Genomic DNA, 19477 nt, shown 5'->3' on the forward strand with positions numbered 1-19477 from the left:
TCGTTTCAAAAAATATTTTAACAAAACTTTTGTAGTTCTCTTTTTTTATCTTACCTTTACCCCCCAATTAAAAAGTTCTTACGCTAACCTACCAATGGATTTAGTACGCCTCTTTGTCAAAAGAATATCATATAACCATTCTCAAAACGACGCTTTTGTGCTGATAATGCACGAATTAGAGTCCGATTTGAAGCTGCCTATCGTCATAGGCACCTTCGAGGCGCAAGCTATTGCTTTAGAGTTAGAGAGAAACATCATCCCACCACGCCCCCTCACACACGACCTCTTCAAAAATTTAGCCGATACTTTCAGTATCCAAGTGCGACGCGTAGTGATTTACAAATTAGAGGAAGGCATTTTTTATTCTAATATGCTCTGTGCGCAAAATAACAAAGAACGCACTATCGATGCCCGTACCAGCGATGCTATTGCTATCGCATTGCGCTTCAACGCACCTATCTATACCTATAAAGAAATTGTAGAACGCGCAGGTATCTACATCCCTTTGCCTAACGAAGACAACAAAAAACAACCCGTGAGCCCGTCGTTAGACGATGTCGCCGACGATGAATCCCGCAATCGATATTCCAAATATTCACTTAGCGAACTTAAAAAAATGCTCAGTGAATGTGTGGAAAACGAAGATTACGAAATGGCTGCTCAAGTGAGAGACGAAATTTCAAAACGTGATAATACCTTTTAAAAACAATAATAGATGGAAGAAACAATTATGAAAGTAATCCCCAGTGAAGGATTTACAATGGAAAGCTTTGGACGTGGGGTGTTAGGAATGGTAGTGATTCTCTTTATAGCATTTCTATTTAGCAGTAACCGCCGCGCTATCAATTGGCGCACTGTAGGTATTGGCTTAACTATACAACTACTGCTCGCTATAGGTGTCCTCAAAGTAGGCTTCATTCAAAAAGCTTTTGATTTTGCTGGTAGTGTGTTCGTGTTGATATTAGATTTCACCAAAGCTGGTAGCCAGTTTCTATTGGGTAACCTGCTTGATACCAATGCTTTTGGGTATATATTCGTATTCCAAGTACTACCTACTATTATCTTCTTTTCAGCGCTCACCTCTCTCTTGTTCTACTTAGGAGTTATTCAAATAGTAGTACGCGGAATGGCGTGGGCACTCTCTAAACTTCTCAATATTTCAGGAGCCGAAAGTCTTTCGGTTACAGGTAATATCTTCCTCGGTCAAACCGAAGCCCCTTTGATGATTAAGGCTTACCTCTCTAAAATGACCCGCTCCGAAATCCTCCTCGTGATGATAGGCGGTATGGCTACTGTAGCCGGTGGGGTAATGGCGGCTTATATACAATACCTCGGCGGTGATGACCCCGAAATGCGCTTGCTTTTCGCTCGTCACTTGTTAGCCGCCTCAGTAATGGCTGCTCCTGGAGCTATTGTAGTTTCCAAAATCCTCTGTCCACAAACCGAACAATTCTCTAACGATTCTCACGTATCAATGGAAAATGTAGGTTCTAACGTACTCGATGCTATCGCCAATGGTACTACCGAAGGACTCAAACTTGCTGCCAACGTAGCTGCTATGCTCCTCGTATTCGTTGCGATGATTGCGATGATTAACTATATTCTCCACTGGATGGGCTATGCTGGGGATCTCAATGGACTTATTGCTGCTAATACGCCTTATAAAGAAGGTCTTTCGCTTGAGATGATTCTCGGTACAATTTTCTCCCCCGTGATGTGGCTCATCGGGATTGCCAAAGAAGATGTGATGCTAATGGGGCAATTGCTTGGGGTAAAACTCGCTTCTTCAGAGTTTGTAGCCTACACTCAATTAGGTATCCTCAAAGATATGGCGAGTCAGCCTCACTTGATGTACAACAAATCAATAATGATAGCTACCTATATGCTTTGTGGTTTTGCCAATTTTGCCTCTATAGGTATCCAGATAGGCGGTATAGGTGCTTTAGCTCCTAACCAACGCAAAACCCTTTCAGAATTCGGACTCAAAGCAGTGCTTGGCGGTTCGTTAGCTTCTCTAATGTCAGCCACCATCGCCGGAATGATAATAGGATAATTAAAAAATAATCAATGTGGCTATCTAAAAAGCCTCAAAATCGCATTTGCATCGCTACACTTTGTCAAAGTCCTTGGACTTTGACAAAGTCTTAAAAAACCTGATAATCAATTACTTTTGGGTATGTTGTGTACGGGCGTTTTGCAAACGCCTCACTATTTATTCGTAACCTATTTTTGTTTAACTATAAATATTAAAGATGTATGGTAAAGTTTATATTATTTTTCTTGTTATTGACTTCTTGTGAGAATAGAAAACAAATAAAAGAAGATTCAGTAATAAATATTGCAAAAGAGGAAAAAGAAAATAAAGAATTACAAACGTTCTTAAACTTAAAAGACAAAGATACTGTAAGAGAAAAGTTTGATTTTGAACTGTTTGAAAAAGTGAAAAAAGTTTCGGAAGGTGTGTATGTAAAGCCTAACGGAGATATGGTTGTATCAATGAATTGGTATGAAGGAGGAGATGCTTCTGATAAGTTCCTTGGAGGGTATATTCGTGAGATTATAGGAAAACCTCCCTATATTACTGTATTAAAAGAGTTTTATATTGATGGTTATATCAAAGAGAAAAAAACTCTTTTAGGTCAGTATTTACTAATTGGTACGTCAGAGTATTATGATAAATACGGCAAATTAACTCAGGTTAATGAAGAAAATAGATATGGGAAGATAAAACCTGCTGATGTTTTAAAGTTCATAGAAAAGCAAGGAGTTATCAATTTAAAAACGGGAAAAGGATTTTTTGTAGGCGACCCTCTAAATGCTGAGTTAAGTTTTAATATTAGCTACGGAAAACCACGAGATACTACTACTGAAAACGATTATTATATAATAGGATTAAAATATAAAGGCGGAGAAGCAGAAACTGATCCTTCAGGAGGAGAACCCCCTAGTGCAAGTGATCTTATCTATTATATGAATAGCAAAACAGGAAGAGTTTACACACAAAAGGAATTTCTTAGTAAAGAAGAAAAAAACTAAAACCACCACCTTTTATATCTTGAGAATAAACTTTGGTAAAGTTTCTTGCCCGTCATAAGATTTGTCAAAGTCAAAAACTTTATAAAGTCTATAAATCTGATAATCAAATGCTTTTATAGTATGTTGTGTACGGGCGTTTTGCAAACGCCCACGCAAATAAAACTTTTTAGACAGCACCTCTATTTATTCGTAACCTATTTTTGTTTAACTATAAAAAATAGATTTCAATTCTCCAAAAACGAGAAAAATTCTCCAAAAACTTTTTGCTAAAATATAAAAAACACTGATTATCAATATATAATAATTTTTGGAAAGTAATTTCAATTCTCCAAAAACGAGAAAAACCTAAATTCAACTAATAAATGCAACTTTTTTCGGAGGTAGGAAGTAAATAAAACTTTACTCAAACAAAAGAGAGGAAAAAAATAGATCCTCCCTTTGTCTGAGCAGGGGAAAATGACTATCTTTGCCTCCGTCCAAAAGTTCAAAAGAATGGGTCATTTAACCAAAGAGCAAAGGTACACAATTTTTGTGATGAAGCAACAAGGTTGCAAAATTAATTTTATAGCCTCTGCCATAGGTAAAGACAAATCCGTTGTTAGCCGTGAGCTTAAACGTAATTGTGACAAGCGAAGCGGGCAATACAATGTTGATTTGGCACAGCGAAAATACGAGAAGCGAATGCAAAAAAAAACGAAAAAAATCCGCTTTACTCAAGCTGTACGTGAACGTGTTGAAGAATTACTCAGAGAGGACTTCAGTCCAGAACAGATCGCTGGAAGATGCGAATTGGAAGGATTGGAATGTATTAGCCATGAGCGTATCTATCAGCATATATGGGAGGATAAGAAGCGTGGCGGAGACCTACATACTCACCTACGACACAAAGGTAGGCGGTATCGAAAACGTGGTGCTTCCAGGGACAATAGAGGCATCATCAGTAATAGAGTAGGCATAGAAAATCGCCCAGCTATAGTGGAGCAAAGAAGCCGTTTTGGGGATTTAGAAATTGATACCATGATTGGAAAGAACCATAAAGGAGCCTTGCTTACGATAAACGATAGGGCAACTGGAATATGCTGGTTGGCATTACTTGAAGGGAAAGAAGCCAAACCGCTTACCAAAGCTATGGTGGATATACTTGGCCCTATTAAAGACTTGTTACATACAGCAACGGCTGACAATGGGAAAGAGTTCTCAGATCACCAGCAAATTGCTTCTTCCCTTAAAATAGATGTATATTTTGCCCGTCCATATCATAGTTGGGAACGAGGATCAAATGAGAACCTGAACGGTCTTATAAGGCAGTTTATACCCAAAGGCAGTTCATTTGAGGATCTAACAGAGGAAGATGTCAAAATGATACAGAACAAACTAAATAACAGACCGAGAAAAAGACTCGGTTACCTAACACCATTAGAATTCTTTTCTAATAACTTTGCAAAATCAAATCAATGTCTAACTGAAAAGTTGCATTTGTAACTTGAATTCGGCATTTGAATATTGATATTGTTTATTTCTTTTCGGAGCTCGTCTATTTTTTTATTGCCAAGTTCTAATGCTTCTATCTCCTGCCATTCATAGAGGCTATTATATGCCATACATCCGATAAGAATGGAGATAAGTATATATCCCAACCGTATTGCCTTATAGAAATTTCCTGACCGCTCCATTATTTTGATGACATTGATTTTTGAAACATGAATAAAAGTTTATCTTTTTCGTTCATACGGATATTATCAGAATAATCGCCTTTTGTTATTTGATACCCGCATGGCTTAACCATAAAAACGCCTAAGCCCTTAGTGTATGAACTTACTTCTGAGGCGTAGTCTTTACTTGTATTTAATGGAACTTTCCCTTTAATATGACACCACTCATTATTGCAACTGATGTCTTCAATCTCAGACATCATTTTTTGCAAATCTGTAATAGCTTTGGAACTTGCCGATTGGGGTATCTGCAACTCAAAATAGAGCATCGGTTCGAGGATGTCCACACCTGACTGTTGCAAGGCCAGCCTGAAGACATAAGGGGTCAGCTGTCTGAAATCAGCAGGTGTACTTACCGGGCTATAATACTCGGCTTGAGTAAAAGTTACTTTCAGATCAGTCACTTCCCATCCATGTAAACCAGATTGGCAAGACATACGAATCCCTTCAAAAACGGCATTTTGAAAAGAATGGTTCAGATAACCATAGGAGATGTCACTTTCGATTTGCAACCCTGTCCCTAACGGTAAGGGTTCAATAGTCAGCCCTATTGTGGCCCAATAAGGGTTGGGCGGCACTTCGATCTGAATAATCTTATTCACCTTTTTTATAGGTCGTTCTTTGTAGATAGTCTTGATCTCATCAAAATGGACCTTGACGGAAAATCGTTCTTCCAGCAATGTCTGTATGATTTCCTTTTGTGTCAAACCATATAACGAGATTTCCAATTCATCACTATATGAGTTTATGGAAAAGGACAAAGACGGGTCTTCAATCCACAATGTATTCAGAGCGGATATCACCTTGCTTCTCTCTTCGGGCCTGTCTGGCCGGACGGAGGATTTGAGAGCGGGATGCTGACGAGATAACCCTTGAATCAAACAAGGTTTAGCACCTAAATAATCTCCGATTCGAAAATCTTCCATATCTTCTACAATCGCGATATCATTGGCCCCCACTTCATCAACATTTATCTCTCTGCCCTGATAAATAGTCTTTAGATTTTTAATCTTGATGAATTTTTCCGAATCGTTGATTCTTACAATGTCTCGAAGTCTCAGACTTCCGTCAATTATTTTTAGAAAACTTCTTTTATGTCCTTTGGGGTCATGCTCTATCTTATAGAGATAAGCTGAAAGTCTGTTTGAGACTGATTCTGGAGGAAGTATAAAAGAAGAGATGGCGTCCAACAACTCATTGATACCGATATTGAACATTGCTGATCCATGTAGTACCGGATAGACTTTGGCTTTTGCCACAAGATCGATTATCGTATTCCAATAATCAGCCGGTGAAATTTCGCTATCCGCCAAATATCGTTCTAATATATTGTCGTCATGGTTGCATACAAATTCTTTGTATTCTTCCTTTATATATGTTTGGGAGCAAATCGGATAAACCAATCCATCGACAATAGTTTGCATAAACAGGACATCTTGAGACAGATTTGTTTTTATATCCAGATACAAACGCTCTAAATTCACACCGTCACGGTCAATTTTATTGATAAATATAATTGTCGGGATTTGCAGTTTTTGTAAAGTATTGAACAGCAACTTTGTTTGCGCTTGTATGCCTTCCTTTGCGGATAAGATGAGGACTGCTCCATCAAGCATTTTGAATGTCCGCTCCACTTCCGCAATAAAATCCATGTGTCCCGGAGTGTCAATGATATTGCATTTCACACCATTCCTGATAATAGATGTCGTAGAAGCCCGAACAGTAATTCCTCTACGTTTCTCTATATCCATAGAGTCTGTTATGGTGTCACCATTATCCACACGGCCGCACTTTTCCGTTGCTCCACTGGCAAACAGCAGATTCTCGGTTACGGAAGTTTTTCCTGCATCAATGTGAGCAAGAATTCCTAAATTTATAATATTCATTTGGATTAAGCAATAATACCTAAATTCAACTAATAAATGCAACTTTTTTCGGAGGTAGGAAGTAAATAAAACTTTACTCAAACAAAAGAGAGGAAAAAAATAGATCCTCCCTTTGTCTGAGCAGGGGAAAATGACTATCTTTGCCTCCGTCCAAAAGTTCAAAAGAATGGGTCATTTAACCAAAGAGCAAAGGTACACAATTTTTGTGATGAAGCAACAAGGTTGCAAAATTAATTTTATAGCCTCTGCCATAGGTAAAGACAAATCCGTTGTTAGCCGTGAGCTTAAACGTAATTGTGACAAGCGAAGCGGGCAATACAATGTTGATTTGGCACAGCGAAAATACGAGAAGCGAATGCAAAAAAAAACGAAAAAAATCCGCTTTACTCAAGCTGTACGTGAACGTGTTGAAGAATTACTCAGAGAGGACTTCAGTCCAGAACAGATCGCTGGAAGATGCGAATTGGAAGGATTGGAATGTATTAGCCATGAGCGTATCTATCAGCATATATGGGAGGATAAGAAGCGTGGCGGAGACCTACATACTCACCTACGACACAAAGGTAGGCGGTATCGAAAACGTGGTGCTTCCAGGGACAATAGAGGCATCATCAGTAATAGAGTAGGCATAGAAAATCGCCCAGCTATAGTGGAGCAAAGAAGCCGTTTTGGGGATTTAGAAATTGATACCATGATTGGAAAGAACCATAAAGGAGCCTTGCTTACGATAAACGATAGGGCAACTGGAATATGCTGGTTGGCATTACTTGAAGGGAAAGAAGCCAAACCGCTTACCAAAGCTATGGTGGATATACTTGGCCCTATTAAAGACTTGTTACATACAGCAACGGCTGACAATGGGAAAGAGTTCTCAGATCACCAGCAAATTGCTTCTTCCCTTAAAATAGATGTATATTTTGCCCGTCCATATCATAGTTGGGAACGAGGATCAAATGAGAACCTGAACGGTCTTATAAGGCAGTTTATACCCAAAGGCAGTTCATTTGAGGATCTAACAGAGGAAGATGTCAAAATGATACAGAACAAACTAAATAACAGACCGAGAAAAAGACTCGGTTACCTAACACCATTAGAATTCTTTTCTAATAACTTTGCAAAATCAAATCAATGTCTAACTGAAAAGTTGCATTTGTAACTTGAATTCGGCAAATTCTCCAAAAACTTTTTGCTAAAATATAAAAAACACTGATTATCAATATATAATAATTTTTGGAAAGTAATTTCAATTCTCCAAAAACGAGAAAAATTCTCCAAAAACCCTATTCCCTAACCCCTGAAACCTAAATAAAAAATGAATACTTGGAACATCATCATCGAGGGCTTTAATAAAGCCGATATTACCAAACACGAAAGTATTTTCAGCCTCGGCAATGGGGCTATGGGAATGCGAGCCAACTTTGAAGAAGATTACACGGGCGACACCCTGCAAGGCAGTTATATCGGTGGTGTCTATTACCCCGATAAAACCCGAGTAGGCTGGTGGAAAAACGGCTATCCCGAGTACTTTGCCAAAGTGCTCAACGCCCCGAGTTGGATAGGGTTACACATCAAAATCAACGGGGAATTATTAGATTTGAACACTTGCCTCGAAGTGAAAAACTTCCGCCGCCAACTCAATATGAAAGAAGGTTGGTATGAGCGTTCATTCACTGCTATGCTCCCCAATCAGCAAGAAATACAAGTAAAAGTCTTGCGTTTCCTCTCCTTGCGCTACGATGAACTCGGTGCTCTGCGCTACGAAATCACCCCCCTCACTACCGATGCTACTATAGAAATAGAAAGCTACTTAGATAGCGGTATCAAAAACAGTGATGCCAATTGGGATGAGCGTTTTTGGAATACTTTGGAAATTTCTTCAGAAGATAACTTTGCAACGATACTTGCCGAAACTAAAAAAACAGGGTTTAAAGTGCATACTTTTATGCAAAATCAACTTTTTATAGATAATAAAACACTAAATATTTCTCCTAAAGAAAATAAAAAAGAGAATTATATAGGGTTGCAATATGAGCTAACAGCTAAGAAAAATCAGACTTTCCGCATTGAAAAATACGGAGGATATAGTAGAAGTAATGATTACTCAACTTTGACAAAGTCTAAAACTTTGTCAAAGTCTATTGCTCTTTTTGACAGCCTTTTAGAAAATCAACGAGAAGATTGGGCTCACATCTGGAAAACCTCTGATATTGTGATTGAAGGCGATGAAAAAGCCCAACAAGGCATCCGCTTTAATATCTTCCAACTCAACCAAACCTATTCTGGCAAATACGCGCACCTCAATATAGGACCTAAGGGCTTTACGGGTGAAAAGTATGGCGGTAGCACCTATTGGGATACCGAAGCCTATTGTTTGCCTTTTTATATGGCAACCAAAGGCGCTGAAGTAGCCCGCAACCTACTGATGTACCGCTACAATCAGCTGGATAAAGCGATTGAAAATGCCGAAAAACTCGGTTTTACGGGCGGAGCAGCGCTCTATCCTATGGTAACGATGAACGGTGAAGAGTGCCATAACGAGTGGGAAATCACCTTTGAAGAAATCCACCGCAACGGGGCGATTGCTTTTGCTATCTATAACTATACCCGCTATACCGGTGATGAGTCCTACCTCAAAGACTATGGAATAGAAGTGCTTATTGCTATTGCGCGTTTTTGGGCACAGAGAGTCTCTTTTTCTGAAGAAAAACAAAAATATGTAATCTTAGGCGTTACAGGCCCTAATGAGTACGAAAACAATATAAACAACAATTTTTATACAAATTACCTCGCCTCTTGGTGTCTGCGCTATGCTGCTGAGCAGGTAATAACATTGCAAAAAGAAGGTATTACAAAAGAAGAAACACAACAATGGCTACATATAGCCCAAAATATCTATTTCCCTTATAGCGAAAAGTATGGAGTATATTTGCAACAAGACGGATTTTTGGATAAAGACCTCAAACCTGTGAGTGCTATTCCTGCTGGGGAGCGCCCGCTCAACCAACATTGGTCGTGGGATAGAATCCTCCGTTCACCTTACATCAAGCAAGCCGATACGCTACAAGGTTTCTATTTCTTTGAAGACCATTTTACAAAAGAAGAACTCCAAAGGCACTACGAGTTTTACGAACCTTTCACGGTACACGAGTCCTCTTTATCACCTTGTGTACACAGTGTATTAGCTTCTGCCTTAGGTAAAACCGATGAGGCTTATACACTCTATCTCCGCACCGCCCGCCTCGATTTAGACGACTACAATAAAGAAGTTCACGAGGGATTACACATCACCTCAATGGCAGGTACTTGGCTCAGCATCGTCGAAGGATTTGCCGGTATGCGTGTAAAGAACGGAAAACTACACTTTACCCCCCGCCTGCCCAAACACTGGAAAAGCCTTTCTTTTAAAGTTATTTTCCAAGGAGAGATTAAAGAGATAAAATTGTAATCATTTTATGTAGGGGCGTTTTGCAAACGCCCACACAAATTGTTACTCACATACCCAGCTACACTAACTCGCAGGCTTTGTCTGTTACCTGTCACCTTGAATATCAATAATCCGCAGTTGTTGTACTTCTTCTTTGAGATGTGCTACATCAGCTTCTAACGAGGCTATTTTCTGGTAGTTAGTAACAGGGTCCAGAAACTCAAACGAAAGATGCATCTTGCATTCCCAAATCTCTTTGATATCCTCTGCCGCTACCGATAGATGTGGAAAATCCCGATTGTCGGATTTACAATAGAGTGTTCCGTATTTTTCAAGAGTATTAGTAATGCGTTTTACGATAATCCCATCGTTTTGTGTTACTACCACGCACACCCTATTGCTGCTCAGTGCGAGCCAATCATCTACAAAGCGTCCTACTACATAACTGCTGTCCTGCAGGGTAGGGTACATTGAGAGTCCTTTCACCTGAAACATACGATAAGTGCCATTGGTCATATTTGGCAAGCTGTAAGTAGGTAGTGATTCGATAAAGGTAACATCGTCGTAACCAGTGAGATAACCCGCTTGTGCGCGTATAGGCACTAACGGAATACGCTCGTTATCGGCATCGTCAACCACTACTACTTTAGGCATCAACAATTTATTAGTTTTAGCCAAAGGTAAAGCAGGTTTGAGCATCTCACCTTTGCCCGTAATCAGCCATTCCAAACTCAGCTGAGGATATTTTTCTACAATCACATTCAGCTTGTCAATCCCTATATTTTTAGAAATACTATTCACATAGCCATTAGAAACCTCTATTGTCTTTTCAAAAGCCGAAATAGAGAGCCCCTCGTGGTCTATAAATTTTTTGATACGGTCTTTTACATTCATAATCAGTGAGAAAGATAAACAACTTTAAAGAAATTCTCTAAAATCACGGCAAAGATAAGAGGAAATTAGCAAATTAGCAAATTTGGAAATTAGCAAATTATTTGTACCTTTGCGGTTGTCTAGCCTAAAATAAAAAATTAAATGAACACATTACAACATCAGTTTTTAACAGATTATCAAGGAGTACCATTGTCAGTGGTGCTACCTATTAGTGAATATAATGATTTAATGCATCTTGCTACTTTGTATTCAGAAACTGAAGAAGAGGTACATTTTTCAGAAGAAGAATTGAAAAGTATAGAAATCTCTCATCAACAAGCTAAAGAAGGAAAAACTATTAGCAGTGTCGAACTACACCAAAGATTAAGAACTAAATATGGAAATACGATGGACTGAAGAGGCTATTAAACACTTAGAAAATACTCTTGATTTTTGGGATAAACACAAATATAGCAATGCTTATTCCAATAAAATTATAACTGAGTTAAAACAAGTAGAGTTGGCTATAGCAGAAAATCCTTATTTTTTGACTAAATTTATAGAAAGTGTGAAATTGTATCAGCGACATTTTCTAAAGGGAAAGTTTTCACTTTATTATGATATTATAGAGGAAGAAAATATAGTGCTAGTTAAGTTTTTCCGTAGCTGTTCTCAAAAACCTTTGTAAAAACCTAATATTACAAAAAACTTTTCTCCCTCAAAAACAACCAGCATATCCTAAAAATATATATCTTTGCACTCTCTTTAAATACTATAACAACTTTTCACTATTCACTTTTCACTGAAAAATGAAACCTTTTTATTCTAAAATACTCCTCTTTGGTGAGTATGGTATTATTAAAAATTCTAAAGGACTCGCTATCCCTTATAACTTCTATAAAGGGACTCTAAAAATGCTATCCGATGTACAGGATGGTAAAGAAGCTACTGCCAAAAAATCAAATGAAGCACTTCGCGAATTTGCTTCTTATCTGCAAACGATTACCGAAGAAGAGAATCCTATCGTCCGCTTTAATATAGAAAAACTCAATGCCGATATCGCTGCCGGTATGTACTTTGATAGCAGTATTCCGCAAGGCTATGGGGTAGGGAGTAGCGGGGCTTTGGTAGCTGCCATTTACAGCGAATACGCTATCGACCCCATCAGTGCGATGGACAATCTCACCCGCGAAAAACTACTGCAACTCAAAACGATTTTCGGACGTATGGAATCCTTCTTCCACGGCACTTCCTCTGGCTTAGACCCCCTCAATAGTTATCTCAGTTTGCCCATACTCATCAATTCACACGACCATATCGAGCCTACCGGCATTCCCTCCCAAACTCCTAATGGCAAAGGTGCTGTTTTTTTGCTCGATAGTGGTGTGATAGGCGAAACTGCCCCAATGGTGCGCATCTTTATGGAGAATATGAAGAATGAAGCCTTCCAAAAAATGCTCAAAGAGGAATTTATCAAATATACCGATGCTTGTATCGACGATTTCCTCAAAGGGCGCTTTAAATCGCTTTTTGCCAATATCAAAAGCTTATCGGGTATTGTGCTCAATCACTTCAAACCGATGATTCCTAAAGAGTTTCACACCCTTTGGAAACAAGGTATCGATACGGGTGATTATTTCCTAAAACTCTGCGGCTCAGGGGGAGGAGGTTATATCTTAGGATTTACTGAAGACTTAGAGAAAGCCAAACGCGCTCTCGGCAACCATAAATTAGAAGTAGTATATCAATTTTAATAATGAGCGACACAATCAAACACGAGTGCGGGATTGCCCTAATCCGCCTGCTCAAACCTCTTGATTTTTATAAAGAAAAATATGGTACAGCCTTCTATGGCATCAACAAAATGTACCTGATGCTCGAAAAACAACACAACCGCGGACAAGATGGAGCAGGGCTTGCAAGTATCAAATTAGATATGCAACCTGGCGAACGCTACATCAGTAGAATACGCTCCAACGAGGCGCAACCCGTGCAAGACATCTTCACACGCATCAACCAGCGTATCAACGAGGGGTTTAAAAACAACCCCGAACTGAAAGACGATGTAACCCTGCAAAAACGAGAACTTCCTTACATAGGCGAAGTGATTATGGGACACGTGCGCTATGGCACTTTTGGTAAAAATAGCATTGAGAATGTACACCCCTTCCTGCGCGAAAACAATTGGATGTACCGCAATCTCATTATGGCGGGCAACTTCAATATGACCAACGTAAACGAGCTCTTCCAAAACCTCGTACGCCTCGGGCAACACCCTAAAGACAAAACCGATACTGTGATTGTAATGGAGGGTATAGGCCATTTTTTAGATGACGAAGTTGAAGAACTCTATCGCAAACTCAAAGAAGAAGGTTATACCAAACAAGAAGCCTCTCCTTTCATCGCCGAACGACTGAATATAGAGCGCATCCTCAAACGCGCTGCCAAATATTGGGATGGTGGTTATGCAATGGAAGGAATGATAGGCAACGGCGATGCTTTTGTGCTTCGCGACCCTGCAGGTATACGCCCTGCTTTCTACTATCAGGATGAAGAAGTAGTGGTGGTAGCCTCCGAACGCCCTGCTATACAAACCGTTTTCAATGTAAAATACGAAAATATACGCGAACTCCCCCCTGGTAATGCAATTATCATTAAAAAAAGCGGAGAGACAGCTATCAAGGAAATTCTCACCCCTACAGTACGCAAGGCCTGTTCGTTTGAACGTATCTACTTTTCTCGTGGTAGCGACCGCGATATCTACCGCGAACGCAAAATGTTGGGCAAATTGCTCTTCTCTCGTGTCGCTCAAGCGATAAACCACAATCTAAAAGATACAGTTTTTGCCTATATCCCTAACACTGCCGAAACCTCTTACTTAGGACTTATAGAAGAAGCAGAACAGTACCTCAATCAGCAGAAAGCTACACAGTTGGCAGTAGCCGAAAAATCCGAAATTCCTGCAATTCTCTCTCAAAAAGTACGCACCGAAAAGGTGGCTATCAAAGATGTGAAACTGCGCACTTTCATCACCGAAGATAGCAGCCGCGATGACCTTGTGGCACACGTATACGATATTACCTATGGCTCAGTACAAAAAGGTGATAATTTGGTGATTATAGACGATAGTATCGTGCGCGGAACAACCCTCAAGAAGAGTATTCTTAGTATATTAGGGCGTTTAGAGCCTAAGAAGATAATAATAGTGTCTTCAGCTCCTCAAATCCGCTATCCCGATTGTTATGGTATTGATATGGCGCGTTTAGAAGATTTGGTAGCCTTTCAAGCGGCTTTAGCTTTGCATAAAGAACGCGGTACGTATCACATTATAAAAGAAGTATATGAAAAGTGTCTTACCCAAGTAGCGCTAAGTGATGACAAAGTAGTGAATTACGTAAAAGAAGTGTATGCCCCTTTCACCGATGAAGAAATTTCGGATAAAATAAGAGATTTGCTCTTGCCAAAGGACTTTACCTCAGAAGTGGAAGTGATATTCCAAACGGTAGACAGTTTGCATAAAGCCTGCCCCGAGAACCTCGGTGATTGGTATTTCACCGGTGATTATCCTACCGATGGCGGTAATCGCGTTGTAAATCGCGCCTTTATCAATTTCTACGAAGGCAATAAAGAACGCGCTTACTGACCCTGAAATCAGTCCTCTTTTCAATTATTTTTTGTAATTTCAGAAAAAAATACCTACTTTTGCGGAGTAAAACAATAAAACAACTTTAATTATGACTACAGAACTCATACAATTATACGATACCGTAAGTGAAAAAATAGGAAAAGAAGGAGCTACAGCTTTAGCTAATTATATTACTAAATTCACTAATGAACGCTTGAATGAGAATTTTGATAATTTAGTAAGTAAAACAGAATTTCATCAAGAAGTAGCTGAAATAAGAATGGATATAGCCAATGTAAGAACAGAGGTTAAGAATGTCCATTCAGAACTCAAACAAGATATAGCTGAATTACGTGCCGAAATAGCTAATGTGCGTTCAGAACTCAAACAAGATATAGCTGAATTACGTGCCGAAATAGCTAATGTCCATTCAGAACTCAAACAAGATATAGCAGAAGTACGTACTGAAATAGCTAATGTCCGTTCAGAACTTAAACAAGATATTGCTGAAATACGCAATGATATGACAATATTAAGAACTGACTTGCAAAATGAACTTAAAGAAGGCTTTTCAAAAATGAATCGTATCTTTATTCAATGGCTTATAGGTTTCTTTACTTCATTGGTAATTCTTATTTTAACGTTATACTTCAATAGATAAAAAGCTTATTTCATATAAAAAACCTCCCCTTGCAATTTTTGTCGCAAGGGGAGGTTTTTATTTTACTTTGTTCAGACCATTCTATGACCATAACAGAGCTTCCTTTTCTCGTTCTGCTAATACAAGTGTTTCCAAAAAAACTTTTTTATTTAATGGTAAAGGTACAAAATAATTATTGTATCATTTCCCAGAGCTTGTCTTTGAGTTGCTGGATGCCTTTACCTGATACTGATGAGATGAACAAGAAAGGCGTATCGCCCAATCCTGCGGCTACTTCTTGACGAATGGCTTCAGTGAGCTCGTCGTCGAGCATATCTGCTTTTGAAATGGTTATAAGGCGGTCTTTATCTAATAGTTCAGGGTTGTATTCTTTGAGTTCGTTGAGTAGGATATGGTATTCGGCTACTATATCGGGGCTATCGGCAGGAATGAGGAATAACAATACCGAGTTGCGCTCTATATGTCGCAAGAAGTAATGCCCTAAACCTTTGCCCTCGGCAGCACCCTCTATAATCCCAGGGATATCGGCTACTACAAACGATTGGTAATCGCGGTTTTGCACAATACCCAAGTTGGGTTTGAGGGTTGTGAATGGATAATCGCCTATTTTTGGCTTAGCAGAAGTAATTACCGATAACAGTGTAGATTTACCCGCATTGGGGAATCCTACAAAACCTACATCGGCTAATACTTTTAACTCTAAAAGCAACTCGCGTTCTTCGCCAGGGAGACCTGGTTGAGCATAGCGTGGAGTTTGGTTAGTAGCTGTGCGGAAATGCCAGTTGCCTAACCCACCTTTGCCTCCGTGGAGTGCGATAATTTCTTGTCCGTCTTCAGTAATCTCAAAGAGTACTTCTTCGGTTTCAGCATCTTTAACAATGGTTCCTAAGGGAACTTCTAAAGTGATATCTTTACCGTCGGCACCAAAACTACGGTTGGCTCCTCCGGCTTCACCGTGTTCGGCGCGGAAGTGCTGTTGGAACTTGAAGTGTATGAGTGTCCAAAGGTGTTTATTGCCACGCAAGATGATATGCCCTCCGCGACCGCCATCGCCTCCATCAGGACCTCCTTTGGGTACGAATTTTTCGCGGTGTAGGTGCATAGAGCCGGCGCCTCCTTTGCCAGAGGCGGCGTATATCTTTACGTAGTCGGTGAAATTGCCTTCGGTCATTGTAGATTATTCAGCTTTGAGTTTATCGATAGTGTCGGAGAGGCGGGTGGTAATTTCTTCGATAGTACCAATACCATTGATAGGGTGGTATTTGCCTTGTGCTTGATAGAAAGCGATAAGAGGGGCAGTTTTTTCGTTGTATTCGGTGAAGCGGTTGCGAATTTTTTCTTCGTCTTGGTCATCGGTGCGACCGCTCACTTTACCGCGTTCCAACAATCGTTTGATGAGCACCTCGTCATCAGCTTCTAAGGCGAGGGTGCCGTGAATGCGCATTCCTTTAGAAGTTAAGAAAGCGTCGAGCGCTTCGGCTTGTGCGATGGTACGAGGGAATCCGTCGAAAATAAAACCTTCGGCATTAGGGTTCTTTTCAACTTCCTCTTGTAGCATTTGTATGGTTACTTCATCGGGTACGAGGTCGCCTTTATCCATATACGATTGGGCGAGTTTGCCGAGTTTTGTTTGGTTTTTAATATTATAGCGGAAAATATCTCCGGTAGAGATGTGTACTAAGTTGTATTTGTCTTTCAAGAATGCGGCTTGGGTGCCTTTGCCAGCCCCTGGTTTGCCGAAAAGTACTAAATTTGTCATCGTTAATGAAGTGTTTAATTGATATACTTGGGGTAGGTTGCGCCCTATCTCGTCGAAATCTAAGCCGTATCCTACGATAAAGCGGTTAGGGATAGGTTTGCCAACATAGTCTATTTTGAGGTCTTTTTTATAGGCATCGGGTTTGAAGAAAAGGGTAGCGATGCGGAAAGATTTTACCTTTTGGTTTTCAAACAGTCGGTAAATTTCTTCTAAGGTATTACCAGTGTCGATAATATCCTCCAAAATTACTACATCGCGACCTTCCACAGGGGTAGAAAGCCCGATGAGTTGGTGTATTTTGCCAGTGGACTGGGTGCCCTCATAAGACGCCATTTTCACGAAAGATATTTCACATTCGCCTTTGTAGTGTCTTACAAAATCGGCGGCAAACATAAAAGAGCCGTTGAGCACGGCAATGAATACGGGACACGACTCTTGTAGGTCTTGATAGACCTCGCTTGCCATACGTTCGGCAATTTGGTTGAGCTGCTCGGCTGAGACGTAGGGCTCAAAGGTTTTATCGTGTATTTTAATCAGTTCCATCGTTTAGGTGTTATGTTTAGTTGTTAGGAGATTAGATGATCCTATTAAGTATTTTTGTAGAATCTTCTTTTTGGTGTAAAAAAGCATAGACTAATACAGTTTTTGTTTCTTCAAAAATAACATAATGTATTGCTATTTTATATCTTTTAGTGTATAGTACTCTACTATTTTTGTATTTTTCAGGACGTATAAAAGGCATAGACTTAAGGTAGTCTAAGTTTTTTTGCACTTCATCAAAAACTTTATTGCCTAATCCTTCAGAATGTACATTGTATCTTATAATAATCCATTTAAGTTCTAATTCAGCCTCTGAAAGGAAAATTAGATTGTATTCCAAGTTCATCTCTTATACTTCTTTTTAGTTCTTCATACGTTATAAAGTCTTCAGGGTGGTTTTTGTATTTTTCAATACGTTCATCTAAAATGTGTTTGTGTGCTTCAGGAATTTCTTCTTCCTCATCCTCAATAGCTCTTTCGCGCAGGAATCGATACTCTTCAATAGGAAGGACAGCTAATATATCATTCCCTTGAAAATCTTTTATGTATTGTACGGTTGAGTCCATAACAAACTATTTAAATTATTGAAAGAAAGTGCAAAGGTAATCATTTTTAATAAATGCACAATAATTGTGCCTAATAATTGTAGGGACAGCAATTTCACCGATAAATCTTATCAGCAATAAAATAGGTGTCTGTTAGCTTTTGTCAATTTTCTTTAATAAAGAATTATCATACATCTCTCATACTGTTAAATATATTTTTACTAATTTTGTCGCTATAATCTCAGTTATCACCTATATCTTTTTTTATAAAGAAAATGAAATAACATCATAATGAAGAATCATATCAAATATTTAGTATTAGCATTGCTTTTGTTGGGTTGCAAAAACTACAAGAGCCTTACAACGCAAATAGATAAAAATAAAGCGATACCTTACAATCAGTATTCGCAAGAATTTCAAGCGTGGGAAGCTACGAAAAATATAAAGTTAGAAGATGCTTACCAAATACACTTAGGTTATGCTGCCAAAAATCAAGATAAGATAAAACTTAAATCGACAAAAGGATACCCATTATACTATGTTTATGATGATTATTATATATTTTCAACCGTAACATATATTCATAAAATCGGTATTTTTAATTGTACAGGCATTTGGGTCAATGCAAATACGGGAGAAGTTAATTATGTTGAAGTTGATAAAAACCAAAATTTTCATACTGATATCTGGCTAACGTCCTATAATGGCAATAAGTTGTAGCACAACGAGGAATAAAAAACTTTGATCACTTGGTAGGGGAAATAAAACATTATAATGAAAATTTGTATGAATTATTTAATATTATAAGATCTCAATTTCCGTTTGATAAATTCACAAACTATTTCTTTTTTGACTATTAAAAATGATTGTTATAATTACTGGAGCTTCACACACAGGTAAGACTTTTTTAGCTCAAAAGCTATTGGAAAAATATAAATACCCATATCTATCAATAGATCACTTGAAAATGGGATTAATTCGCAGTGGTTATACTAAACTTACCTTAGAAAATGATAAAGCACTTACAGATTATATGTGGCCTATTATTCGTGAAATGATTAAAACAGCCATAGAAAACAAACAAAATCTTATCATTGAAGGAGCATATATTCCTTTTGACTGGGAGAAAGATTTTACAAAAAAATATCTCGAGGATATTAAATGTTATTGTCTTGTAATGAGTGAAAACTATATTAAAACCCACTTTGATGATATAAAGAAATATGCAAAAGTCATAGAAAACCGTTTAGAAGATGATTGGTGTACAATGGAAAGTGTTTTAGATGATAATGCACAGTTTTTAGCCCTTGCAAAGAAACACAATACTAATTTTATACTGATTGATGATAAATATAAGGTAAATATTGAGCTATGATGAACTATGAAATTTTTGTTTTGGAGAGTCTTAAAGAGGCA

General features: G+C 38.7%; 19 protein-coding genes. 13 read left to right on the forward strand and 6 right to left on the reverse strand.

Translation table 11 applies throughout. The features are described 5' to 3' along the window. The first annotated feature begins 94 nt into the window (after window positions 1-94). The 4 genes from I7X29_RS05035 (at window position 95) to I7X29_RS05050 (ending at window position 4518) form a co-directional block, all read left to right on the forward strand. Complete coding sequence (locus tag I7X29_RS05035; RefSeq protein WP_088592998.1) at window positions 95-703, forward strand: bifunctional nuclease family protein; 609 nt, start codon at window positions 95-97, stop codon at window positions 701-703. A 12-nt stretch (window positions 704-715) separates the two neighbouring features. Beyond that, window positions 716-2053, forward strand: coding sequence for a NupC/NupG family nucleoside CNT transporter (locus I7X29_RS05040; protein ID WP_198465717.1), 1338 nt, complete (start codon window positions 716-718; stop codon window positions 2051-2053). Window positions 2054-2256: 203 nt separating this feature from the next. After that, a complete protein-coding gene (locus I7X29_RS05045) occupies window positions 2257-3036 on the forward strand; it encodes a hypothetical protein (RefSeq protein ID WP_198465716.1) in 780 nt (259 codons plus the stop codon). Between the two features lie 492 nt (window positions 3037-3528). Continuing rightward, entirely contained in the window at window positions 3529-4518 is a 990-nt protein-coding gene (locus tag I7X29_RS05050; protein ID WP_198465715.1) for an IS30 family transposase, read from the forward strand. A gap of 190 nt (window positions 4519-4708) precedes the next feature. On the opposite strand, the gene tet(Q) is transcribed toward I7X29_RS05050, so the two are convergent. Further along, window positions 4709-6634 carry a tetracycline resistance ribosomal protection protein Tet(Q) gene (tet(Q), locus tag I7X29_RS05060; protein WP_004371707.1) on the reverse strand — a complete coding sequence of 642 codons (1926 nt, stop codon included), beginning with the start codon at window positions 6632-6634 and terminating at the stop codon, window positions 4709-4711. A gap of 166 nt (window positions 6635-6800) precedes the next feature. On the opposite strand from tet(Q), the gene I7X29_RS05065 reads away from it, so the two are divergent. After that, window positions 6801-7790, forward strand: a complete 990-nt coding sequence (locus I7X29_RS05065) for an IS30 family transposase (protein WP_198465715.1) — start codon at window positions 6801-6803, stop codon at window positions 7788-7790. 156 nt (window positions 7791-7946) lie between these two features. Further along, entirely contained in the window at window positions 7947-10079 is a 2133-nt protein-coding gene (locus I7X29_RS05070) for a family 65 glycosyl hydrolase domain-containing protein (protein ID WP_198465714.1), read from the forward strand. An 84-nt stretch (window positions 10080-10163) separates the two neighbouring features. Here the strand turns inward: I7X29_RS05070 and I7X29_RS05075 are convergent, their stop codons facing one another. Continuing rightward, window positions 10164-10952, reverse strand: a complete 789-nt coding sequence (locus tag I7X29_RS05075; protein WP_198465713.1) for a S24 family peptidase — start codon at window positions 10950-10952, stop codon at window positions 10164-10166. 141 nt (window positions 10953-11093) lie between these two features. Between I7X29_RS05075 and I7X29_RS05080 the strand changes: the two genes are divergently transcribed. The 5 genes from I7X29_RS05080 (at window position 11094) to I7X29_RS05100 (ending at window position 15217) form a co-directional block, all read left to right on the forward strand. Continuing rightward, window positions 11094-11348 carry a hypothetical protein gene (locus I7X29_RS05080; protein WP_198465712.1) on the forward strand — a complete coding sequence of 85 codons (255 nt, stop codon included), beginning with the start codon at window positions 11094-11096 and terminating at the stop codon, window positions 11346-11348. Then, complete coding sequence (locus I7X29_RS05085) at window positions 11329-11619, forward strand: type II toxin-antitoxin system RelE/ParE family toxin (protein WP_198465711.1); 291 nt, start codon at window positions 11329-11331, stop codon at window positions 11617-11619. The genes I7X29_RS05080 and I7X29_RS05085 overlap by 20 nt, the downstream gene beginning before the upstream one ends. Window positions 11620-11740: 121 nt before the next feature. Further along, a complete protein-coding gene (locus I7X29_RS05090) occupies window positions 11741-12685 on the forward strand; it encodes a mevalonate kinase family protein (RefSeq protein ID WP_198465710.1) in 945 nt (314 codons plus the stop codon). A 2-nt stretch (window positions 12686-12687) separates the two neighbouring features. Next, window positions 12688-14574, forward strand: a complete 1887-nt coding sequence (locus I7X29_RS05095; protein ID WP_198465709.1) for an amidophosphoribosyltransferase — start codon at window positions 12688-12690, stop codon at window positions 14572-14574. A 91-nt stretch (window positions 14575-14665) separates the two neighbouring features. Beyond that, window positions 14666-15217: a coiled-coil domain-containing protein gene (locus tag I7X29_RS05100; RefSeq protein WP_198473112.1), complete on the forward strand. Its 552-nt coding sequence runs from the start codon at window positions 14666-14668 to the stop codon at window positions 15215-15217. A gap of 172 nt (window positions 15218-15389) precedes the next feature. Here the strand turns inward: I7X29_RS05100 and obgE are convergent, their stop codons facing one another. From obgE to I7X29_RS05120, 4 genes are read right to left on the reverse strand one after another with little or no spacing between them, the layout of a single operon-like run. Beyond that, window positions 15390-16388: a GTPase ObgE gene (obgE, locus tag I7X29_RS05105; RefSeq protein WP_198473114.1), complete on the reverse strand. Its 999-nt coding sequence runs from the start codon at window positions 16386-16388 to the stop codon at window positions 15390-15392. A gap of 6 nt (window positions 16389-16394) precedes the next feature. Beyond that, window positions 16395-17519 (reverse strand): adenylate kinase, encoded by a 1125-nt coding sequence (locus I7X29_RS05110; RefSeq protein ID WP_088592984.1) that lies wholly within the window; start codon window positions 17517-17519, stop codon window positions 16395-16397. A 31-nt stretch (window positions 17520-17550) separates the two neighbouring features. Then, window positions 17551-17862 (reverse strand): type II toxin-antitoxin system RelE/ParE family toxin, encoded by a 312-nt coding sequence (locus I7X29_RS05115; protein ID WP_126371448.1) that lies wholly within the window; start codon window positions 17860-17862, stop codon window positions 17551-17553. Next, window positions 17822-18082 (reverse strand): addiction module protein, encoded by a 261-nt coding sequence (locus I7X29_RS05120; RefSeq protein ID WP_198473116.1) that lies wholly within the window; start codon window positions 18080-18082, stop codon window positions 17822-17824. The genes I7X29_RS05115 and I7X29_RS05120 overlap by 41 nt, the downstream gene beginning before the upstream one ends. Before the next feature lie 270 nt (window positions 18083-18352). Between I7X29_RS05120 and I7X29_RS05125 the strand changes: the two genes are divergently transcribed. Both I7X29_RS05125 and I7X29_RS05130 read left to right on the forward strand, forming a co-directional pair. Next, window positions 18353-18781, forward strand: a complete 429-nt coding sequence (locus I7X29_RS05125; RefSeq protein WP_198473118.1) for a hypothetical protein — start codon at window positions 18353-18355, stop codon at window positions 18779-18781. Between the two features lie 142 nt (window positions 18782-18923). Beyond that, window positions 18924-19436 (forward strand): zeta toxin family protein, encoded by a 513-nt coding sequence (locus I7X29_RS05130; RefSeq protein WP_198473120.1) that lies wholly within the window; start codon window positions 18924-18926, stop codon window positions 19434-19436. Window positions 19437-19477: the final 41 nt, after the last annotated feature.

The organism is Capnocytophaga periodontitidis, assembly GCF_016126015.1.
GTDB classification, from domain to species: Bacteria; Bacteroidota; Bacteroidia; order Flavobacteriales; family Flavobacteriaceae; genus Capnocytophaga; species Capnocytophaga periodontitidis.

What these genes read in the sequence shown, in the direction of transcription:
- I7X29_RS05085 (WP_198465711.1), top strand. Translation starts at nt 11,329, where the DNA reads ATGGAAATACGATGGACTGAAGAGGCTATTAAACACTTAGAAAATACT.
- I7X29_RS05095 (WP_198465709.1), top strand. Translation starts at nt 12,688, where the DNA reads ATGAGCGACACAATCAAACACGAGTGCGGGATTGCCCTAATCCGCCTG.
- I7X29_RS05090 (WP_198465710.1), top strand. Translation starts at nt 11,741, where the DNA reads ATGAAACCTTTTTATTCTAAAATACTCCTCTTTGGTGAGTATGGTATT.
- I7X29_RS05100 (WP_198473112.1), top strand. Translation starts at nt 14,666, where the DNA reads ATGACTACAGAACTCATACAATTATACGATACCGTAAGTGAAAAAATA.
- I7X29_RS05035 (WP_088592998.1), top strand. Translation starts at nt 95, where the DNA reads ATGGATTTAGTACGCCTCTTTGTCAAAAGAATATCATATAACCATTCT.
- I7X29_RS05040 (WP_198465717.1), top strand. Translation starts at nt 716, where the DNA reads ATGGAAGAAACAATTATGAAAGTAATCCCCAGTGAAGGATTTACAATG.
- I7X29_RS05110 (WP_088592984.1), bottom strand. Translation starts at nt 17,519, where the DNA reads ATGGAACTGATTAAAATACACGATAAAACCTTTGAGCCCTACGTCTCA.
- I7X29_RS05120 (WP_198473116.1), bottom strand. Translation starts at nt 18,082, where the DNA reads ATGGACTCAACCGTACAATACATAAAAGATTTTCAAGGGAATGATATA.
- I7X29_RS05125 (WP_198473118.1), top strand. Translation starts at nt 18,353, where the DNA reads ATGAAGAATCATATCAAATATTTAGTATTAGCATTGCTTTTGTTGGGT.
- I7X29_RS05065 (WP_198465715.1), top strand. Translation starts at nt 6,801, where the DNA reads ATGGGTCATTTAACCAAAGAGCAAAGGTACACAATTTTTGTGATGAAG.
- I7X29_RS05050 (WP_198465715.1), top strand. Translation starts at nt 3,529, where the DNA reads ATGGGTCATTTAACCAAAGAGCAAAGGTACACAATTTTTGTGATGAAG.
- I7X29_RS05115 (WP_126371448.1), bottom strand. Translation starts at nt 17,862, where the DNA reads ATGAACTTGGAATACAATCTAATTTTCCTTTCAGAGGCTGAATTAGAA.
- I7X29_RS05080 (WP_198465712.1), top strand. Translation starts at nt 11,094, where the DNA reads ATGAACACATTACAACATCAGTTTTTAACAGATTATCAAGGAGTACCA.
- I7X29_RS05130 (WP_198473120.1), top strand. Translation starts at nt 18,924, where the DNA reads ATGATTGTTATAATTACTGGAGCTTCACACACAGGTAAGACTTTTTTA.
- I7X29_RS05075 (WP_198465713.1), bottom strand. Translation starts at nt 10,952, where the DNA reads ATGAATGTAAAAGACCGTATCAAAAAATTTATAGACCACGAGGGGCTC.
- I7X29_RS05070 (WP_198465714.1), top strand. Translation starts at nt 7,947, where the DNA reads ATGAATACTTGGAACATCATCATCGAGGGCTTTAATAAAGCCGATATT.
- I7X29_RS05045 (WP_198465716.1), top strand. Translation starts at nt 2,257, where the DNA reads ATGGTAAAGTTTATATTATTTTTCTTGTTATTGACTTCTTGTGAGAAT.
- obgE (WP_198473114.1), bottom strand. Translation starts at nt 16,388, where the DNA reads ATGACCGAAGGCAATTTCACCGACTACGTAAAGATATACGCCGCCTCT.